Source organism: Pseudomonas brassicacearum, assembly GCF_003732175.1.
In the GTDB taxonomy this organism is placed as follows: domain Bacteria; phylum Pseudomonadota; class Gammaproteobacteria; order Pseudomonadales; family Pseudomonadaceae; genus Aquipseudomonas; species Aquipseudomonas brassicacearum_G.
Genome location: NZ_MOBI01000020.1, coordinates 105,526 through 124,544 on the forward strand (window position 1 = coordinate 105,526; position 19,019 = coordinate 124,544).

The 19,019-nt window shown below is 57.8% G+C and carries 24 protein-coding genes; 16 read left to right on the forward strand and 8 right to left on the reverse strand.

Going from position 1 to position 19,019, the window contains the following annotated elements; genetic code table 11:
- The first annotated feature begins 76 nt into the window (after positions 1-76).
- Together BK658_RS18160 and BK658_RS18165 are read left to right on the forward strand one after the other, a co-directional pair.
- Positions 77-1,612, forward strand: a complete 1,536-nt coding sequence (locus BK658_RS18160) for an EAL domain-containing protein (RefSeq protein ID WP_123583476.1) — start codon at positions 77-79, stop codon at positions 1,610-1,612.
- 246 nt (positions 1,613-1,858) lie between these two features.
- Positions 1,859-2,221, forward strand: coding sequence for a histone-like nucleoid-structuring protein, MvaT/MvaU family (locus BK658_RS18165; protein ID WP_071550476.1), 363 nt, complete (start codon positions 1,859-1,861; stop codon positions 2,219-2,221).
- Between the two features lie 194 nt (positions 2,222-2,415).
- Here the strand turns inward: BK658_RS18165 and BK658_RS18170 are convergent, their stop codons facing one another.
- Positions 2,416-2,955: a DUF4946 domain-containing protein gene (locus BK658_RS18170; protein WP_123583780.1), complete on the reverse strand. Its 540-nt coding sequence runs from the start codon at positions 2,953-2,955 to the stop codon at positions 2,416-2,418.
- A gap of 189 nt (positions 2,956-3,144) precedes the next feature.
- On the opposite strand from BK658_RS18170, the gene gloA reads away from it, so the two are divergent.
- The gene (gloA, locus tag BK658_RS18175; protein WP_103316383.1) at positions 3,145-3,666 is read left to right on the forward strand and encodes a lactoylglutathione lyase; all 522 of its coding nucleotides are present in this window, start codon (positions 3,145-3,147) and stop codon (positions 3,664-3,666) included.
- 186 nt (positions 3,667-3,852) lie between these two features.
- On the opposite strand, the gene ahpF is transcribed toward gloA, so the two are convergent.
- The 4 genes from ahpF to galU all read right to left on the reverse strand — a co-directional run bounded on the left by ahpF (position 3,853) and on the right by galU (position 8,671).
- Complete coding sequence (gene ahpF, locus BK658_RS18185; RefSeq protein WP_123583477.1) at positions 3,853-5,415, reverse strand: alkyl hydroperoxide reductase subunit F; 1,563 nt, start codon at positions 5,413-5,415, stop codon at positions 3,853-3,855.
- A gap of 123 nt (positions 5,416-5,538) precedes the next feature.
- Positions 5,539-6,102, reverse strand: a complete 564-nt coding sequence (gene ahpC, locus BK658_RS18190) for an alkyl hydroperoxide reductase subunit C (protein ID WP_123583478.1) — start codon at positions 6,100-6,102, stop codon at positions 5,539-5,541.
- 240 nt (positions 6,103-6,342) lie between these two features.
- The gene (gorA, locus tag BK658_RS18195; RefSeq protein WP_123583479.1) at positions 6,343-7,701 is read right to left on the reverse strand and encodes a glutathione-disulfide reductase; all 1,359 of its coding nucleotides are present in this window, start codon (positions 7,699-7,701) and stop codon (positions 6,343-6,345) included.
- A 130-nt stretch (positions 7,702-7,831) separates the two neighbouring features.
- On the reverse strand, positions 7,832-8,671 hold the full coding sequence (galU, locus tag BK658_RS18200; RefSeq protein ID WP_095108460.1) for a UTP--glucose-1-phosphate uridylyltransferase GalU: 840 nt from the start codon (positions 8,669-8,671) through the stop codon (positions 7,832-7,834).
- Between the two features lie 255 nt (positions 8,672-8,926).
- On the opposite strand from galU, the gene BK658_RS18205 reads away from it, so the two are divergent.
- On the forward strand, positions 8,927-9,115 hold the full coding sequence (locus BK658_RS18205; protein ID WP_123583480.1) for a hypothetical protein: 189 nt from the start codon (positions 8,927-8,929) through the stop codon (positions 9,113-9,115).
- A gap of 137 nt (positions 9,116-9,252) precedes the next feature.
- Positions 9,253-9,534, forward strand: coding sequence for a hypothetical protein (locus BK658_RS18210; protein ID WP_054597726.1), 282 nt, complete (start codon positions 9,253-9,255; stop codon positions 9,532-9,534).
- A 20-nt stretch (positions 9,535-9,554) separates the two neighbouring features.
- On the opposite strand, the gene BK658_RS18215 is transcribed toward BK658_RS18210, so the two are convergent.
- The gene (locus tag BK658_RS18215; protein WP_123583481.1) at positions 9,555-9,785 is read right to left on the reverse strand and encodes a hypothetical protein; all 231 of its coding nucleotides are present in this window, start codon (positions 9,783-9,785) and stop codon (positions 9,555-9,557) included.
- Between the two features lie 136 nt (positions 9,786-9,921).
- Complete coding sequence (locus tag BK658_RS18220; RefSeq protein ID WP_123583482.1) at positions 9,922-10,278, reverse strand: hypothetical protein; 357 nt, start codon at positions 10,276-10,278, stop codon at positions 9,922-9,924.
- Between the two features lie 211 nt (positions 10,279-10,489).
- Here BK658_RS18220 and BK658_RS18225 point away from each other — a divergent pair, with 211 nt between their 5' ends.
- From BK658_RS18225 to ada, 5 genes are all read left to right on the forward strand, one after another.
- Positions 10,490-10,792: a DUF1883 domain-containing protein gene (locus tag BK658_RS18225; RefSeq protein WP_123583483.1), complete on the forward strand. Its 303-nt coding sequence runs from the start codon at positions 10,490-10,492 to the stop codon at positions 10,790-10,792.
- Positions 10,793-10,827: 35 nt separating this feature from the next.
- Complete coding sequence (locus BK658_RS30010; protein WP_019690028.1) at positions 10,828-10,995, forward strand: hypothetical protein; 168 nt, start codon at positions 10,828-10,830, stop codon at positions 10,993-10,995.
- Between the two features lie 166 nt (positions 10,996-11,161).
- Complete coding sequence (locus tag BK658_RS18230; RefSeq protein WP_123583781.1) at positions 11,162-11,878, forward strand: 2OG-Fe(II) oxygenase; 717 nt, start codon at positions 11,162-11,164, stop codon at positions 11,876-11,878.
- A 4-nt stretch (positions 11,879-11,882) separates the two neighbouring features.
- On the forward strand, positions 11,883-12,545 hold the full coding sequence (alkB, locus tag BK658_RS18235; RefSeq protein WP_404943191.1) for a DNA oxidative demethylase AlkB: 663 nt from the start codon (positions 11,883-11,885) through the stop codon (positions 12,543-12,545).
- 89 nt (positions 12,546-12,634) lie between these two features.
- A complete protein-coding gene (ada, locus tag BK658_RS18240) occupies positions 12,635-13,696 on the forward strand; it encodes a bifunctional DNA-binding transcriptional regulator/O6-methylguanine-DNA methyltransferase Ada (protein WP_123583485.1) in 1,062 nt (353 codons plus the stop codon).
- Here ada and BK658_RS18245 read toward each other — a convergent pair.
- Positions 13,693-14,151, reverse strand: a complete 459-nt coding sequence (locus tag BK658_RS18245) for a GyrI-like domain-containing protein (protein WP_123583486.1) — start codon at positions 14,149-14,151, stop codon at positions 13,693-13,695. The two genes, ada and BK658_RS18245, sit on opposite strands and share 4 nt — an antisense overlap.
- A gap of 182 nt (positions 14,152-14,333) precedes the next feature.
- Between BK658_RS18245 and BK658_RS18250 the strand changes: the two genes are divergently transcribed.
- From BK658_RS18250 to BK658_RS18275, 6 genes are all read left to right on the forward strand, one after another.
- Positions 14,334-15,398, forward strand: a complete 1,065-nt coding sequence (locus BK658_RS18250; RefSeq protein ID WP_123583487.1) for an NAD(P)H-dependent flavin oxidoreductase — start codon at positions 14,334-14,336, stop codon at positions 15,396-15,398.
- Positions 15,399-15,737: 339 nt separating this feature from the next.
- Positions 15,738-16,505: a molybdate ABC transporter substrate-binding protein gene (gene modA / locus BK658_RS18255; protein WP_123583488.1), complete on the forward strand. Its 768-nt coding sequence runs from the start codon at positions 15,738-15,740 to the stop codon at positions 16,503-16,505.
- Complete coding sequence (modB, locus tag BK658_RS18260; protein WP_123583489.1) at positions 16,506-17,186, forward strand: molybdate ABC transporter permease subunit; 681 nt, start codon at positions 16,506-16,508, stop codon at positions 17,184-17,186.
- A gap of 3 nt (positions 17,187-17,189) precedes the next feature.
- Entirely contained in the window at positions 17,190-18,278 is a 1,089-nt protein-coding gene (gene modC / locus BK658_RS18265; protein WP_123583490.1) for a molybdenum ABC transporter ATP-binding protein, read from the forward strand.
- Between the two features lie 85 nt (positions 18,279-18,363).
- Positions 18,364-18,588 carry a hypothetical protein gene (locus BK658_RS18270; protein WP_123583491.1) on the forward strand — a complete coding sequence of 75 codons (225 nt, stop codon included), beginning with the start codon at positions 18,364-18,366 and terminating at the stop codon, positions 18,586-18,588.
- Between the two features lie 150 nt (positions 18,589-18,738).
- Positions 18,739-18,969, forward strand: coding sequence for a hypothetical protein (locus BK658_RS18275; RefSeq protein WP_054597737.1), 231 nt, complete (start codon positions 18,739-18,741; stop codon positions 18,967-18,969).
- The last annotated feature ends 50 nt before the right edge of the window (positions 18,970-19,019 follow it).

Here is a 19,019-nt window from a genome sequence, read left to right on the forward strand (position 1 = left end):
GCAAGTCTGTGCCCTGCCTGCATTTGAGAGCCCTACTCCATCTGAGAACCCTACTTCGTCGCCGCAGGTTCCATAGATGCCCTTGACCATCAACGCCCGCCGAACGCCACTGACTCGCAACCTCATCACGCTGGTGATCGGCTTGGTGCCGGTGGTGCTTGGCTTCGTCATTCTGCACATGCAAGCCGAACGGGTGCTGGAACAAAGCACCTACCAAACGGCCGAAGATGCAGTGCGCCAGGTCGATTTGATGCTCGACAACACTGCGCAGGCAGCAGAAGAACTGCTACCTCTGGCCGGCCAACCTTGCGTCGACGTAAAACTGGCCCTGCGTGAGCAAGTCACGCGTCGGCCGTTTGTGCGCTCAACCAATCTGGTGTGGGACAACAACCTGTATTGCAGCTCGCTGTTTGGCGACTATCAGGCAGAAGTTGATCCTGGCGAGTACACCAAGGGCACGTTGTGGTTGATGAACGGCAACCCTGTCACGCCCGATACCGCATTGCTGGTGTATCGCCTCAGCAATGGCAGACAAGGCGCCCTGACCTCCCTTGACGGCTATCACCTGAGCAATGTCCTGCGGTTGATTGGCCGCAAGACCCTGCTGTTGCTGCAAGTCGGGCCCCACTGGCTGTCAGCCGATGGCAAGGTCCATGAGGGCGCCCTGCCTGTATTACCGGTAGCCCGAAGCAATCTTGAATCTTCGCGGTATGCCTTTGAGGTCGAGGCCGGCTTTCCCGTGGGTGAAGTCTGGCGCTATATGAAGAACGAATACCCACCGCTGTTCAGTCTGTTGATTTTCTTTGGGGTCATCGCCGGGGCCATTGGTCATTGGCTACAGAAGCGCTCGTCATCACAGACTCATGAACTGCAACGGGCACTGGAAGCCAATGAGTTCATTCCTTACTTCCAGCCTGTGGTTCACGGTGACAGCAAAGAGTGGGCAGGCATCGAGGTCCTGATGCGCTGGCAACACCCAAGAGAAGGCCTGGTGCGTCCGGACCTGTTCATTCCATTCGCCGAGCATTCTGGATTGATCGTGCCGATGACCCGCTCGTTGATGCGCCAGACTGCAGCGTTGCTCGCCCCGCATGCGCATGTGCTCCATGAGCGCTTTCACATCGGCATCAACATCACCGCCAACCACTGCCGTGACCTTGCGCTGGTAGACGATTGCCGCGAGTTTCTCGCCGCCTTCCCGCCTGGCAAGGTTGCGCTGGTTCTGGAGCTGACCGAACGCGAGCTGATCGAACCCAACGCCATCACCCTTCAATTGTTCGAACAGTTACATGCGTTGGGGGTGATGATTGCGATCGATGATTTTGGCACCGGGCATTCAAGCCTCGGCTATTTGCGCCAGTTCAATGTGGACTTTCTGAAAATAGATCAAAGCTTTGTGGCGATGATCGGCGTCGATGCCTTGTCCCGCCACATACTCGACAGCATCATCGAACTCTCGGCCAAGCTGGACCTTGGTATCGTTGCCGAAGGTGTCGAAACCCTCGAACAGAGTGATTATCTTGCCCGTCACGGGGTGAACTTCCTGCAAGGCTACCTATTTGGGCGACCAATGCCGGGCGCCGATTTCATTATTGCGTTGAACAGCCATTAGTTAGCCACTTTCGGCGCTCCCTGGACATCCTTAACAAAAGGATCCCAGCAGCAAATTGCATCAAACAGCAACGTGCGTTACATCATGAAAAAGACGTGATTTACTCTGAGCGAATTAACTACTACAATTTTTCTTGCCTGCGCAAGATTGACAGGTGAGCCATTAACACCGAGTCGCTACAAGGCTCTTGGCTTATAGCTTTGTTGGCGGTTGGTATCAGCCAAACACACTATTGGAGTAAAGATATTGTCCAGACTCGCTGAATTTCGTGCCGCTGAAAAGGCCCTTCAAGAACAGCTCGCGCAGCTGGAATCGCTGAAGAACGACGCCGGGCTCAAGAAAGAAATCGAATTCGAAGAAAAGCTCCAGGGGCTGATGAAAACCTACGGCAAGAGCCTGCGCGACATCATCGCCATCCTCGACCCGAATCCAAAATCCAGCCTGCAGCAGGCCGCTGCACCCAAAACTCGCCGCGCCCGCGTGGTCAAGGTTTATCAAAACCCGCACACCGGTGAACTGATTGAAACCAAGGGCGGTAATCACCGCGGCCTGAAAGCCTGGAAGGAACAATATGGTGCGAGCACCGTTGACTCCTGGCTGCGCGCTTAAGCTTTCCTGCGCCCCTCCAAAAGCCCTGCCTGTGCAGGGCTTTTTTATGCTCACCTATACTTAATGCAACGATGATCGTCGATCCCGTTGGAAACGCCTGCTAAATACCGCGGACACCCGACACAACTTTATGCTTAATCCCTTTGGGTATTAAACAGTAACTCTCGGCACTGGAAGCGTGCAGATGTCGCGCATTACTTAAGTCTCAAACTGTTTCGCGCATCGCGTATTTCATCCTGACTTGCGGCATAAGCTTCGGCTTGGCCTGCGTAGGAAAAAACATAGGCCTTATCGGCATCTAGCGCTGCGACTAATGTTTGCGACAACACATGTCGTCCATTCTGGGTGACCGTACAGGTGGTTTCCAGCGCTTGCAGCCTGCTCAATGTAGCGGGATGAATTTTGTTGCACACACTTTGATAGCCGCCCTGAAAAAAATCCTTTTGCACGGACTTGCGCATTTCCAGCAGCACGCCTTGCAAATTGACTTCATGCCCAGGCTCAACCTGGCTCATGGTCAACTCCATGACCAGGACCGGATCACCGTTTGCATCGTTTTTCACCGCCCGCTGCCTTGAAACCCTTGGCGGTGTTTGAGCTGTGGCATCCTCTTGCGGCAACACTTGCACTGCCCAGCCGCTGGGCCAAGTAATCTCGGGAAGCACAGTCTCGGCGCAGGTAACAGCCGAAAACAGGCAGGTCATAACAAGCAGGTAGCGATACGGTCGAATCATTGCACTCAACACTGACGGGGCAAACGTAAAGTCTGAGCCCAGCCACGCCACCAGGCAATAGCCGAAGGTTTTGCTTTGGCGCAATGCCCCCGTATTATTGGCGTACTGCAAGCAAGCCTCATCAACTGCAAGCCAAGGGACAGCTCTTGTCTTGAGCGCCGTTTGCCCCACTTATTTACCGGAGGGCCCATGAGCCTGCACGAACTGAACACCTTCCCCGGCGTTACCGCCCAACCTGACACCGCCACACAGCAATTCGTCTTCAACCACACCATGTTGCGAGTCAAGGACATCACCAAATCCCTGGACTTCTACACGCGCATCCTCGGCTTTACGCTGGTGGAAAAGCGCGATTTCCCGGAAGCCGAGTTCAGCCTGTACTTCCTGGCGCTGGTCGATAAGAACCAGATCCCGGCCGACGCCGCTGCACGCACCCAGTGGATGAAATCGATTCCCGGTATTCTTGAGCTGACTCACAACCACGGCACCGAGAACGATGCGGATTTCGCCTACCACAATGGCAACACCGACCCTCGCGGTTTCGGCCACATCTGCATCTCGGTGCCAGACATTCGTGCTGCTTGCGAGCGTTTCGAAGCCCTGGGCTGCGATTTCCAGAAACGCCTGAACGACGGCCGCATGAAGAGCCTGGCCTTCATCAAGGACCCGGATGCGTACTGGGTTGAGATCATTCAGCCGGCACCGCTGTAAAAAATCACCGACACTGATCGTTCCCACGCTCTGCGTGGTAATGCTTCCTGTGACGCTCTGCGTCACGCTTTTTGGGACGCGGAGCGTCCCGGGCTGCATTCCCACGCAGAGCGTGGGAACGATCATGCGCAAGACACAAAAAACCCCATGATCGCTCATGGGGTTTTGTGTTTTCAGCGTTGACGTTTACGCAGGGGCGGACGTGCGAATCAGGTGGTCGAAGGCGCTCAGCGATGCCTTGGCACCCTCGCCTACCGCGATCACGATCTGCTTGTACGGCACGGTCGTTACATCGCCGGCAGCGAACACACCCGGTATCGAGGTCTCGCCACGGTGATCGACGATGATCTCGCCGCGCGGCGACAGCTCGACGGTGCCCTTGAGCCAATCAGTGTTAGGCAACAAACCGATCTGCACGAAGATCCCTTCCAGCTCGATGCTCAGCACTTCGCCTGACTGACGATCCTTGTAACGCAAGCCGCTGACCTTCTGGCCATCGCCGGTCACTTCAGTGGTTTGCGCACTGGTGATCACGGTCACGTTCGGCAGGCTGTGCAACTTGCGCTGCAACACTGCGTCTGCACGCAACTGCACGTCGAACTCCAGCAACGTGACATGGGCGACGATACCCGCCAGGTCGATGGCCGCTTCGACCCCCGAGTTACCACCACCAATCACCGCAACGCGCTTGCCTTTGAACAGCGGGCCGTCGCAGTGCGGGCAGTACGCCACGCCTTTGTTGCGATATTGCTGTTCGCCCGGGACGTTCATTTCACGCCAGCGAGCACCGGTCGCGAGGATCACGGTCCTGGCTTTCAGTGAAGCGCCGCTGGCGAACCTGATCTGGTGCAGCTCGCCGTTTTTGCCCGGCAGCAGCTTGTCGGCGCGCTGCAGGTTCATGATGTCGACGTCGTATTGCTTGACGTGCTCTTCCAGCGCAACGGCGAGCTTCGGCCCTTCCGTCTCCTGTACCGAGATGAAGTTTTCGATTGCCATGGTGTCCAGCACCTGACCACCAAAACGCTCGGCTGCAACGCCGGTACGAATGCCTTTACGGGCGGCGTAGATTGCTGCCGAAGCACCGGCCGGTCCACCGCCGACGACCAGTACGTCAAAGGCATCTTTGGCGCTGATCTTCTCGGCTTGACGCTCGACGGCGCTGGTGTCGATCTTGGCGATGATTTCTTCCAGCCCCATACGGCCCTGACCGAAGTTCACGCCGTTCAGATAAATGCTTGGCACAGCCATGATCTGACGTTCAGTGACTTCGTCCTGGAACAACGCACCGTCGATGGCGACGTGACGGATGTTCGGGTTCAGCACCGCCATCAGGTTCAGCGCCTGGACCACGTCCGGGCAATTCTGGCACGACAGCGAGAAGTAGGTCTCGAAGTTGAACTCGCCTTTGAGCGAGCGGATTTGTTCGATCACCTCGATACTGGCCTTCGAAGGGTGACCGCCGACTTGCAGCAAGGCCAGCACCAGCGAAGTGAATTCGTGGCCCATGGGGATACCGGCGAAACGCAGGCTGATATCGCTTCCCGGGCGGTTCAACGAGAACGATGGCTTGCGCGCATCGATACCGTTGTCGAGCAAGGTAATTTGCTGGGAAAGACTGGCAACGTCTTTGAGTAACGCGAGCATTTCCTGGGATTTCGCACCGTCGTCGAGGGAGGCGACGATCTCGATCGGCTGGGTGACCCGTTCCAGGTATGACTTCAACTGAGCTTTAAGATTGGCGTCCAACATACGGGCGATTTCCATGTTTTATGCGGTAGAAAAAACAACGCCCGGGCAGATTCGCCCAGGCGTTTTTTGGGGCGATGCGGTTTACGTGCTTAAGAGCTCATCGCCCTCAATCGACTCACAGACTCAGATCTTGCCGACCAGGTCCAGAGACGGAGCCAGGGTGGCCTCGCCTTCTTTCCACTTGGCTGGGCAGACTTCGCCCGGGTGAGCGGCAACGTACTGGGCAGCCTTGATTTTGCGCAGCAGCTCGGACGCGTCACGGCCTACACCGCCATCGTTCAGCTCAACGATTTTGATCTGACCTGCAGGGTTGATCACGAAGGTGCCACGGTCTGCCAGGCCGACTTCTTCGATCAGCACGTCGAAGTTGCGGGAGATCACGTGGGTCGGGTCACCAATCATGGTGTACTTGATCTTTTCGATCGCAGGCGAAGTGTTGTGCCATGCGGCGTGGGCAAAGTGGGTGTCGGTCGACACGCTGTAGATTTCTACGCCGAGCTTCTGGAACGCATCGTAGTTGTCAGCCAGGTCTTCCAGCTCGGTTGGGCAAACGAAGGTGAAGTCGGCCGGGTAGAAGAACACGACAGACCATTTGCCTTTCAGATCGGCGTCCGACACTTCGACGAATGCGCCGTTTTTGAATGCGGTAGCGTTGAACGGTTTTACTTGGCTGTTGATGATAGGCATCGTTGACTCTCCGTCAGGGTTGAAAAGTTGATGAGGTTAATCCTACCCACCCAATCGCCTGATGGCTCATTGGCAAACCTGATGCTGCTAATTGGTTTTCGCTATTAGCCAACGCTATTGATAGAAGAAAACCATATCCATCCACCAACGACCTTTTCAACGATCCGGGCCATCCCGGGAAACGGCCTGGCCTGCGCGATTAACGCGAAGCCAGGTACCGCTTCAGAGAGAGTGAGGAGATTAGCCCGCTACGGGCGTGCGCATGGTGACGAACTCTTCGGCAGCGGTAGGATGCACGCCGATGGTTTCGTCGAAATCGCGCTTGGTGGCGCCAGCCTTCAAGGCAATCGCCAGGCCCTGAACGATCTCGCCCGCTTCCGGGCCGACCATGTGGCAACCCAAAACCTTGTCGGTCTTGGCGTCCACCACCAATTTCATCAATGTGCGCTCCTGGCACTCGGTCATGGTCAGCTTCATCGGCCGGAAACGGCTTTCGAAAATCTGCACCTCATAACCCTCGTCCCTCGCCTGCTCTTCACTCAGGCCAACGGTGCCGATGTTCGGCAAGCTGAATACGGCCGTGGGAATCATCTTGTAGTCGACCAGACGATACTGCTCAGGCTTGAACAGCCGACGCGCCACCGCCATGCCTTCAGCCAGGGCTACCGGCGTCAATTGCACGCGACCGATCACATCGCCAATCGCCAGAATCGATGGCTCAGCGGTTTGATACAGCTCGTCGACTTCGACAAAGCCTTTCTTGTCGAGCGTGACTTTGGTGTTCTCCAACCCCAGGTTGTCGACCATTGGACGACGACCCGTGGCGTAGAACACGCAGTCCGCCTGCAACTCGCGACCATCCTTGAGGGTCACGTTCAAACTGCCATCGGCCTGCTTTTCGATGCGCTCGATGTCGGCATTGAATTGCAGGTTCATCCCGCGTTTGGTCAGCTCTTCCTGCAAATGCTTGCGCACCGAGCCGTCGAAGCCACGCAGGAACAACTCACCGCGATACAACAGGCTGGTTTCAGCACCCAGCCCGTGGAAGATCCCGGCGAACTCTACGGCGATATAGCCACCACCGACCACCAGAACGCGCTTGGGCAGCTCTTTGAGGAAAAACGCCTGGTTGGAGCTGATGGCGTGCTCGTGCCCCGGAATCTCGGGGATCTGCGGCCAGCCGCCCGTGGCAACCAGAATGTGCTTGGCGGTATGGCGCTCGCCGTTGATCTCGATTTCATGCGGGCCAACGATTTTGGCGTGGCCTTCATGCAAGGTTACGCCGCTGCCGACCAGCAGATTGCGGTAGATACCGTTCAGCCGATTGATCTCGCGATCCTTGTTGGCGATCAGCGTTGCCCAATCGAAATTCGCCTCGCCCAACGACCAGCCAAAGCCCTGCGACTGCTCGAAGTCTTCGGCAAAATGCGCCCCGTAAACCAACAACTTCTTCGGCACGCAGCCAACGTTGACACAAGTCCCGCCCAGATAGCGGCTCTCGGCCACTGCCACTTTCGCGCCGAAACCCGCTGCGAAGCGTGCTGCTCGTACACCGCCGGAACCGGCGCCAATCACATAAAGGTCAAAATCGTAGGCCATTTTCAATCTCCTCGGCAGGCCACAAGCATACCCGCTGCAGCTTTCTCGGTCAGCGCTGCGAATGACATGGGGCCAGAAAACAAAAAAGCCACCCGAAGGTGGCTTTTCAGAACAAAACAGCGAAGCGCTTTTAGTAAGCCTTGCCGGTCTTGTAGAAGTGTTCGAAGCAGAAGTTGGTCGCTTCGATGTAGCCTTCAGCACCACCGCAGTCGAAACGTGTGCCTTTGAACTTGTAGGCAATCACGCAACCGTCTTGCGCCTGTTTCATCAGGGCGTCGGTGATCTGGATCTCGCCGCCTTTGCCTGGCTCGGTTTCTTCGATCAGCTTGAAGATGTCCGGGGTCAGGATGTAACGACCGATGATCGCCAGGTTGGATGGAGCATCTTCTGGCTTTGGCTTCTCGACCATGTTGCGGACGCGGTACAGGTCGTCACCAATCAAGTCGCCAGCGATCACGCCGTATTTGTGGGTTTCCTGCGGGTCGACTTCCTGGATCGCGACGATGGTGCAACGGTACTGCTTGTACAGTTTGACCATCTGGGTCAGTACGCCGTCGCCTTCCAGGTTGACGCACAAGTCGTCCGCCAGCACTACCGCAAACGGTTCGTCACCGATCAATGGACGACCGGTCAGAATCGCGTGACCCAGGCCTTTCATTTCGGTTTGACGGGTGTAGGAGAACGAGCACTCGTCGAGCAGTTTACGGATGCCGACCAGGTATTTCTCTTTGTCAGTACCTTTGATCTGGTTTTCCAGCTCGTAGCTGATGTCGAAGTGGTCTTCCAGTGCGCGTTTGCCACGACCGGTCACGATGGAGATTTCTGTCAAACCAGCGTCCAGCGCTTCTTCAACGCCGTACTGGATCAGTGGCTTGTTCACCACCGGCAGCATTTCTTTAGGCATGGCTTTAGTCGCTGGCAGGAAGCGAGTACCGTAACCGGCTGCTGGGAACAAGCATTTCTTGATCATAAAAGTCCTTAAAAGGGCTGTGTGTACGAGTTTCGGCGCAGTCTAATCAGGCGGCGAGCACCTTACAATGCCCCACACTGGCTAACCGATGCCATCATAGAGAAATATTCCGGCAGATAGTTCCGCAACGACGCAGATTAGCCTCCAGGCCAACGCGTACGGAACAACGCAAAGACTTCACTTTAGACCAGTGAACGCGCCCGGGCACGTTTCCAGTTATCATTACGCGATTGAACCAGCCAACGAGGCAGATAGATGTCGGCAGCAAAAAGCGTAAACGGTTACCTGATTAATCAGGCCAAAGATGGCCAATGGTGGGTCGACAGCGTTAGCGGCGAAAACATCGCCGGGCCTTTCCCTACAGAAGCGATGGCGATTGAAGTGGCCTCGGTGCTGCAAGACACCCCGCCTGCACCCAAGCGGCGCGGCGCCAAGCCTGAGTAACACCACTGCTCGAAAGAGCCCTGCCAACGTGCAGGGCTTTTTTGTGTTTGTCTGTACCGAGATGGTTGTTCGCTATAGCATCTCGCTGCAGGGCGACTCACGCCCTTACACACTGTTCACTCGATGACGACCCTCACATGAAAAAATATCTGGCTCTGATTGCGGTGTTGGCCTTGAGCGGTTGCGCCACTGCGTCCAAAACCTATCTGAACAATGGCGAGCAAGGCCTGTCGATCGACTGCTCGGGTGAAGCCAACTCCTGGGCCAAATGTTATCAAATGGCTGACGATTCCTGCGCTGGAACCGGCTATCGGATCATTGGCACCGATGGCACGCCAGCCACCAAGGAGAGCGACAAGACCCTGGGCGTCGACGTTGGCAACTACAAGAGCCGCAGCGTCGTAGTGGTGTGCAAGTAACCGGCAAGACGCTATGGCCGTTACATGTGAATTTCGGCGAATTTGATCCCGAGGCCGCGTACTGTCTCGATCAAATCATCCAGCCGAGCGAATGATTCGACCTCGTCGTTTTCATCCACCAGGAAATAGCTGCGCCCTGCACTTTTCTTGAAGAACACAATCCATTCCCCGGAGTTTGCCGGGTTTTGAATCACATGCGTCGCAGAGATGAGCCCCTCTGCATGCCGCTCTCTTACTTGCTCTCGCTTCATTGACCACTCCAGAAATGACAGTGCCGCCCAAGCCCGAGGCTGGACGGCACTCCTGCTGATTGACGACAGTTTATCGGACGATACGGTCAATCAGCCAATTTCAAATTCAGCGAGCGAGAGGGAATCGCCAAAAAAACTATGAGCCAGAAATGCATTTGTTGGCCGCATCCTGCACATCTCCAGGCCGAATGGGCACATTGGACATGCTTTCGTGGAGCTTGATGCTACTCCCGCTGGATCGTTCTTCGATGTCAAACACCGCAGACGGACTCGCAGACAGTTTTCCTGGAACAATGACCCGGACACCATCCTTGTTGTAGGGCTCCATTTGCACAGCCCCTCGGGTACTGGCCAAATGTTTGGCCACACAGTCGGCATACGCTTGAGGTTTTTTCCCCGAGATCACATTCATGGTCGGCAGCGTCTGACTAATGTCCGAGACAGTCGCGCAACCACTCATCGCCAACGCCAGTACCAAAACACCCCGCTTCATACGAATCCTCCCTTAAAGACCCTCCGACAGCGCAAATACTGTTTTTCTCCGGAGACCGCTGCTTTATCACCCATAAAAACCCGAATAGCTGTTTTTAATTGTCAAAGCGCCTCGCGGTAGCCCAATAATAAACCGTTCGGGCTGATAAACTGCGCCATCGCCCATGCTATCGTTTTGATTTTGTAGAAAAAGCCCTTCTGGAGGCGCCCCCATGAAATTTATCCACCAGCGCGAGCACCTCAATGAAGATGACATCGTCGTCATTCAATGCTCCCAAATGTGCAACATCCGCTTGATGAACGACGCCAATTTTCGCAGCTTCAAGAATGGCGGCCGCCACACTTACCACGGCGGCGCGTTCGGCACCTTCCCTGCGAAAATCACCGCGCCAAGCACCGGCTTCTGGAACATCACCATCGACACGGTCAACCGCCGGCCGATCAGCGTGACCCGCAAACCGACCCTGACCCACTCGATCAAAATCATCCGCCGGTCCAGCTCGAAACTCAGCTGAGACCTCGGCCCGCACTGCGACAGACAGGTACGACCGTGGCCCAAACGACTAAATACGTCATCAAATACAAACTCAACGAAGAACGCCGTTTCGAGTTCGCCCAGCTTGAAACCGGCACCGAAGAAGAAGCCAGAGCGGCACTCGAAGCGATTCACGGCGACTTGTCCGGAATCAGCGATATAAAGGTCAGCAAAGCGCTGTAACCCCCTGGCACAACCACTCCGGAGTTCGACCGCAAGCACCGGAGTGTCACCCACCTTCGTACTCCCTAGACTGGCAAACCTCAACCTTGGGTTCAGGAGCCGGAACATGCCCACTTCGTTGCAGCACAACGCCCCCCTTACACGTGATATCAGCGGCGTCCGTGCGATGGGCGAACAGCCTCTGGTCTCACGTATCGACACGCTGGATTGGCCTTCCCTGGAGCAAGACCTCGACCGGGACGGCTGCGCGATAATCAAAGGCCTGCTGAACCCTGAACACTGTGCAGATCTCTGCGCGTTCTACGCTCAGCCTGCGCTTTTCCGCTCGCAAGTGATAATGGCCCGGCATGGTTTCGGGCGCGGCGAGTACAAGTATTTCCGCTACCCGCTGCCAGATATCGTTGCTTGCCTGCGCGGCACGCTTTACTCAAGGCTTGTCCCGCTGGCCAATCGCTGGAATGAACGGATGGACTTGCCCGGTCGCTTTCCCACGGAACACGCTGCCTTCCTGCAACGTTGTCATGACGCCGGACAAGAGCGTCCTACGCCGCTCTTGCTGCAATATGGCCCGCAGGACTACAACTGTTTGCATCAGGATCTGTATGGCGAGCATGTGTTCCCGCTGCAAGTGGCGATTCTGCTGTCCGCTCCCGGCGATGACTTTACCGGCGGCGAATTCGTGCTCACCGAGCAACGCCCACGGATGCAATCACGGCCCATGGTGATGAGCCTTGAAAAAGGCGATGCGCTGATCTTTGCCGTGCATCAGCGCCCGGTCAAAGGTGTTCGCGGCGATTACCGGGTGAACCTGCGCCACGGTGTCAGTCGCCTGCACAGCGGCAAACGGCACACCCTTGGAGTGATCTTTCACGATGCGCAGTAAAGTGATGCCCCCAGCGACCTTCGACCTGTTTGCCGGTGAAGACCGGCAACCGGCCAGGACCGAGCAAATCGGCGAACAGTCTTTCGTTCTCCGAGGTTTCGCCCTGCCCTGGGTGGCGCAATTGCTGCCGGTGCTGGAGAAGATTTTACTGGCCGCACCGTTTCGGCAGATGGTCACCCCTGGCGGTTTAACCATGTCCGTCGGCTTGAGCAGTTGTGGCACGCTGGGCTGGACCACCGATCGCAGGGGCTATCGCTACACTCGCATCGATCCCGTCAGCGGCCAGCCATGGCCGGCAATGCCCGAGGTCTTTCGGGAGATGGCACAGGCCGCCGCACGAGAAGCCGGCTTCCATCACTTTGAGCCGGATGCCTGCCTGATCAACCGATATCTGCCGGGAGCCAAAATGTCGCTGCATCAGGACAAGGATGAACGATCCTACGATCCACCGATTGTTTCGGTGTCCCTCGGCTTGCAGGCGATGTTCCTGTTCGGCGGCTTTGAGCGTAGCGACAAACGCCTGCGAGTGCCGCTGTTTCACGGAGACATCGTGGTCTGGGGCGGCGTGGATCGCTTGCGTTATCACGGCGTGCTGCCGCTCAAGGAGGGTCATCACCCACAACTGGGCGGACAGCGGATCAACTTCACCTTCCGCACGGCGGGATGACATCCGGAATTTGACCGCAAGCGCCGGAGTGTCCTCAGCGCCCACACTCGCTAGGCTCCGTACGAATGAACCTTCTACCGGTACCCTCCATGACCACTGCCAAACCCACCACAGAGCAAGATCCCCGTTGGTCCGCGGTGCTGGCTCGCGACCCGCATGCCGACGGTCAGTTTGTCTACGCGGTGAAAACCACCGGGATCTATTGCCGCCCCAGCAGCCTGGCACGATTGCCGAAACCGGAAAACGTCGAGTTTTTCGACACCGAGGAACAGGCTCAGGCTGCCGGTTATCGCCCGAGCAAACGCGCAGCACCGGACCAGACTCATCTCGCCGCGCAACACGCCGCACTGGTCGCCGCAGCCTGTCGGCAGATCGAGGCTGCCGAGACGTTGCCCAGCTTGAACGAACTGGCAGAGACCGCACGAATGAGCGCTTTCCACTTTCATCGGGTGTTCAAGGCTGTCACCGGCCTGACGCCCAAGGGCTATGCCACTGCGCAACGTTCACGCAGGGTTCGTGAACGCCTGGAAGTCGCCGGTTCGGTGACCGACGCGCTGTATGAGGCAGGTTTCAATTCCAACAGCCGTTTCTATGAGTCCGCCGATCATCTACTTGGCATGAAGCCCAGCGACTACCGCGCTGCGGGCCAGAACACCGACATCCGTTTTGCCGTCGGCCAATGTTCATTAGGCGCAATTCTGGTGGCACAAAGTCAACGCGGGGTGTGTGCGATCCTCTTGGGGGACGATCCCCACGCCCTGGTCTGCGACCTGCAAGACCGGTTCCGCCAGGCCAACCTGATTGGCGCCGACCATGAGTTCGAGCAGTTGATTGCCAAGGTGGTGGGTTTCATCGAAGCCCCGGCGCTTGGCCTGGACCTGCCGCTGGATGTGCGCGGCACGGCGTTTCAGGAGCGGGTGTGGATGGCGCTGCGAGATATTCCGGCGGGCAGCACCGCCAGCTATGCCGAAATAGCCCAGCGCATCGGCGCGCCAAAAGCCTTCCGTGCCGTGGCCCAGGCCTGCGGTGCCAACAACCTTGCGGTGGCCATTCCCTGCCATCGGGTGGTACGCAGCGATGGCGATCTCTCGGGCTACCGCTGGGGAGTGGAGCGCAAGCGTCAACTGCTTGCGCGTGAAACCCGGCCTTAGAAAATGCCGATATACACTGCCACTGACTCAGGGCCGGTATAGGCTTCGAAATCGGTGGCAAATCGGCGTTTGACCTGCGGATTGGCCTCAAAATACGCCCAGACCCTGCCCCACGCCTCGATGACACTGCCCGGCATCGCTCCCTTCGCCTCGAAAACCAGGTACTGGCCGCCCTGCACCTCAATGGTTTCATAACCGGGGGCAGCTTCACTGACCGCCACCCCGGCCATCACATCGAAAGAGCCCGAGGCATCGGACTCATAGTGGGAGTACACCCCGTAAGCCAGTGAGTCCGGTTTCTTATTGGCAATCTTGTCAAATAACCCATCGACAAAAAAACGCTGCCACATCGGGCCGATTCTGGCGGTAGTTGCCTGCTGCTCAGCGCTGTTAAGCGTACGCACACGCAATCCCGATACGCGGAATGGTGAAACCTCAAGTTGCTTCAAATCCATGGAACAGTTCCTCCGTCGTTAACGATTCACATCCACCACAAGCGGCCACAATGCCATTGGTGCAAGCGCTGGCACAACCGGAGGCTACGCTGTTGCACTCGGCATCTGCGCCTAAAGGCCACTGGCCTTATGACGCTGACTCCTGCTACAAAAGCCGCTCTTGTCATGAAGAGGACGTCCCAATGAGCCAGTGGCCTGACCCCCGTATTCTTGATCTGCTCGGCATCGAATTGCCGATCATCCAGGCTCCCATGGCCGGAGCCACCGGATCGGCCATGGTCATTGCGGCCAGCAATGCCGGCGCCTTGGGCTCTATGCCCGCGGCCATGCTCAGCGTCGAACAGTTGCGCGAAGAGCTAAAGGTCATCCGGCAACACAGCCAGCGCCCGTTCAACGTGAACTTCTTCTGCCATCAACCACCCGTGGCCGACGAACAACGCGCTCAGCAATGGAAAAACTTGCTGGAGCCTTATTACCGCGAACTGGGCGCTGACTTCGACGCACCGACCCCGGTTTCCAATCGTGCGCCGTTCGATGCCGCCGCCTGCGCGGTGCTCGAAGAGTTCCGTCCGCAGGTGGTGAGTTTTCACTTCGGCCTACCGGAAAAATCCCTGCTCGATCGGGTCAAAGCCACTGGTGCGAAGGTCCTGTCTTCAGCAACCACCGTCGAGGAGGCGATCTGGCTGGAACAGCATGGCTGCGACGCGATCATCGCCATGGGCTACGAGGCCGGAGGCCATCGCGGGATGTTTCTCAGCGATGACCTGAACAGTCAGGTCGGCACCTTTGCACTGGTGCCACAGATCGTCGATGCCGTCAGCGTACCGGTGATCGCCGCTGGCGGGATCGGCGATGCGCGCGGAATTGTCGCCGCCTTCGCCTTGGGGGCCTCGGCAGTGCAACTGGGCACCGCCTTCCTGTTTACCCCGGAAGCCAAGGTCAGCGCCTCCCATCACCGGGCCTTGCGCAGCGCCAAGGAAAGCGAGACGGCGCTGACCAATATTTTCACCGGGCGGCCCGCGCGGGGGATTCTCAATCGGGTCATGCGCGAACTCGGCCCGATCAGCCCGCAAGCACCGGCCTTCCCGCTGGCCGGCGGCGCGCTGATGCCACTGCGGGCCAAGGATGAAGCGGACTTCAGCAATCTCTGGGCCGGACAAGCGCTGCGGCTTGGGATTGAGTTACCCACCGCTGAGTTGACCCGGCGGCTGGCTGACGAGGCGCTGGCCTTGATGGCGCGTCGCTAAACACCATTTGATCGTTCCCATGCTCTGCGTGGTAACGCCTCAACGGACGCTCTGCGTCTGCTTCGGCAGGTGACGCGGAGCGTCACTGGCTGCATTCCCACGCAGGAGCGTGGGAACGATCAATCAATAGCCAGGATCGCAGGCTTCGGCAGCTCCGCCAGTTCCCGTAGTTGCCGAAGGTTCGGGCCGCATTCGGACGATCTTTTGAAGCCAGCGACAAAGTTCCGTTTGTCGGTAATTCGCTATATATTCACCTATATAGCGTTTGCACCCTAGCGTCGGTGCAGTTCGCCTCCAATAAAAACTGCCCACTGCACCTGCCTACCTCGGAGCCGCTTCATGACTATTCGTGCCTCACGTATTGCCCCTACTTGCCTGGCATCCTTGCTCGCCGTGTTCGCGTTTGGCTCAGTCCACGCCGATGAAGTCCAGGTTGCGGTCGCGGCCAATTTCACCGCACCGATCCAGGCCATTGCCGCCGACTTCGAAAAAGACACCGGGCACAAACTGGTCGCCGCCTATGGCGCCACGGGCCAGTTCTACACCCAGATCAAAAATGGTGCGCCGTTCGAAGTGCTCCTGTCGGCTGACGACAGCACCCCGCAAAAACTCGAGAACGAAGGTGACACGGTCAAAGGTTCGCGTTTCACCTACGCCATCGGCACCCTGGCACTGTGGTCGGCCAAGGACGGTTACGTTGACGCCAAAGGCAAAGTGCTCAGCGACAACACCTATCAGCACCTGTCGATCGCCAACCCGAAAGCCGCCCCTTACGGCCTTGCGGCGACCCAGGTATTGGCCAGGCTGGGCCTGACCGACAAGGTCAAAAACAAGATCGTCGAAGGCCAGAACATCACCCAGGCCTACCAGTTCGTCTCCACCGGTAATGCAGAAATAGGCTTCGTCGCCTTGTCGCAGATCTATAAAGACGGCAAAGTCACTGGCGGTTCGGCGTGGATCGTTCCAGCCGACATGCACGACCCGATCAAACAAGACGCAGTGATCCTCAACAAAGGCAAAGACAACCCGGCCGCCAAGGCGCTGGTTGCCTACCTCAAAGGGCCTAAAGCCGCTGCGGTCATCAAGTCCTACGGTTATCAACTCTAAATGACGCTATCGAGTGCCGACTTTTCCGCCATCTGGCTGACCCTCAAGCTGGCCTCCCTGACGACGGCCATCCTGCTGGTCATCGGCACTCCAATTGCGCTGTGGCTGTCGCGCACCCGCTCCTGGTTGCGCGGACCCATCGGCGCCATCGTCGCCCTGCCCCTGGTGCTGCCGCCGACGGTGATCGGCTTCTATTTACTGCTGACCCTCGGTCCTAACGGGGTCATCGGCCAGTTCACCCAGGCACTGGGGCTGGGCACGTTGACGTTCAGTTTTGCAGGGCTGGTGATCGGTTCGGTTATCTACTCGATGCCCTTTGTCGTCCAGCCATTGCAGAACGCCTTCTCGGCGATTGGTCCGCGTCCGCTGGAGGTGGCCGCCACCTTGCGTGCCAACCCCTGGGACACTTTTTTCAACGTGATCTTGCCGTTGGCCAGGCCAGGCTTTATCACCGCGGCCATTCTCGGCTTCGCCCATACCGTCGGTGAGTTCGGCGTGGTGCTGATGATCGGCGGCAATATCCCGGACAAAACCCGCGTGGTGTCGGTGCAGATCTACGATCATGTCGAAGCCATGGAATATGGCCAGGCCCACTGGCTGGCCGGGGCGATGCTGGTGTTTTCGTTCCTGGTATTGCTGGCGCTGTACTCCAGCCGCAAAACCAAAGCCGGCTGGAGCTGATCGATGACCTCAACGATTCACGCTCGCCTGAAACTGAGCTACCCGGATTTTTCCCTGGACGTCGACCTGCACCTGCCCGGCCGCGGCGTCACGGCGCTGTACGGTCATTCCGGCTCGGGTAAAACCACCTGTCTGCGCTGCATCGCCGGTCTGGAAAAGGCCGAGCAAGGCTTTATCCAGATCAATGACGAAGTCTGGCAGGACAGCGACAAAAAACTCTTTGTCGCCCCGCACAAACGGGCGCTGGGTTATGTGTTTCAGGAGGCCAGTCTGTTTCCCCATCTGTCGGTGCTGGCCAACCTGGAGTTTGGCCTGCGGCGCATTCCACGCCAGCAACGCCGGGTCGATATGACCCACGCCACCGAACTGCTGGGAATCAGCCACTTGCTGGACCGTCATCCACAACACCTCTCGGGCGGCGAGCGCCAACGGGTCGGTATCGCCCGGGCGTTGCTCACCAGCCCGAAACTGCTGTTGATGGACGAGCCACTGGCAGCGCTGGACTCACAACGCAAAAGCGAAATCCTGCCGTACCTCGAACGGCTCCACGACGAACTGGAAATCCCGGTGTTGTACGTCAGTCACTCGCAGGATGAAGTCGCTCGGCTGGCCGACCACATTGTCCTGCTGAGCTACGGCAAAGCCCTGGCGAGCGGGCCTGTCGGCGAAACGCTTGCGCGGCTCGACCTGCCACTGGCCTTGGGCGACGACGCCGGCGTGGTGATCGAGGGTCAGGTGACAGACTACGACGCCCATTATCAACTGCTGACCCTGCAACTGCCCCGCAGCCAATTGAATGTGCGGGTCGCGCATTCGCCTATGGCCGTTGGCAAGTTGTTGCGCGTCAAAGTCCAGGCTCGCGATGTCAGCCTGAGTCTTCAGGGCGGTGAACTGAGCAGCATCCTCAATCGCCTGCCAGTGACAGTGACCAGTGAAATTTCCGCGGACAACGCCGCCCATGTGCTGGTACGCCTGGACGCTGCCGGAACACCGTTGCTCGCGCGCATCACCCGCTATTCCCGCGATCACTTGCAACTGCACCCCGGCCAGCAGCTGTGGGCGCAAATCAAGGCAGTGGCGGTCCTCGCTTAAGGCGACGAACAGCACAGACCGCTTTTGCACCTTTTCAACTTGCTTCTATAGTTGATGTGTACACAACTGGAGCGTCGGTGACGCCATGGAAGACATATTCGTTGTGAAACGTTGCAACAAGACCACCGTTCAGGGTCGCCGTGCGGGTGAAGTGTCTCATCAGCAGCCGATTGCGGCGGTCTGGTACCGGATCGCCGATACGCGCACCGGCGGCGGTTTTATCGGCGATGGTTATGAGCGTATAGAAGATGCCATGAAGGAGTGCCGACGGCTCAATGCCGCCAGCTCGCGGGTCTCGCGTAAAGTCTGAAACCCAGGCTGCACGCGGCTCCGCTGCCATTGGCATTGCGGGTCTATACTGATTCCAGCTGAAGGATCGGCGACCTCATCGGCAAACGCTCGCGCCCGGCGAGCGTTTTGTTGCTCGATCAAAAGCTTCTCTGATACGGAGGTGTTTCTCATGTCCGAAAAAGAGTCCATCACTACCTTGCTGACCCTGCTCGACTCGCGTCAGGCGCGCTTGGCGGCTGCCTGCAAGGAGATCGCCGATTGGGTCGACATCCATGGCGGCCACCCCACCGCTATGAAAATTCGCGACCGTCTGCAAGACATCGAGAAAGATGCCCCGCTGATTCAGAACGCGCTGACCTCACTCAAACCTGTCGACCGGCCACTGCCTCGATTCCGCTAAGCAAGTCCCGGCTTCATACGCTGAAGTCGGGACTCGCCGAGGATCGGCAG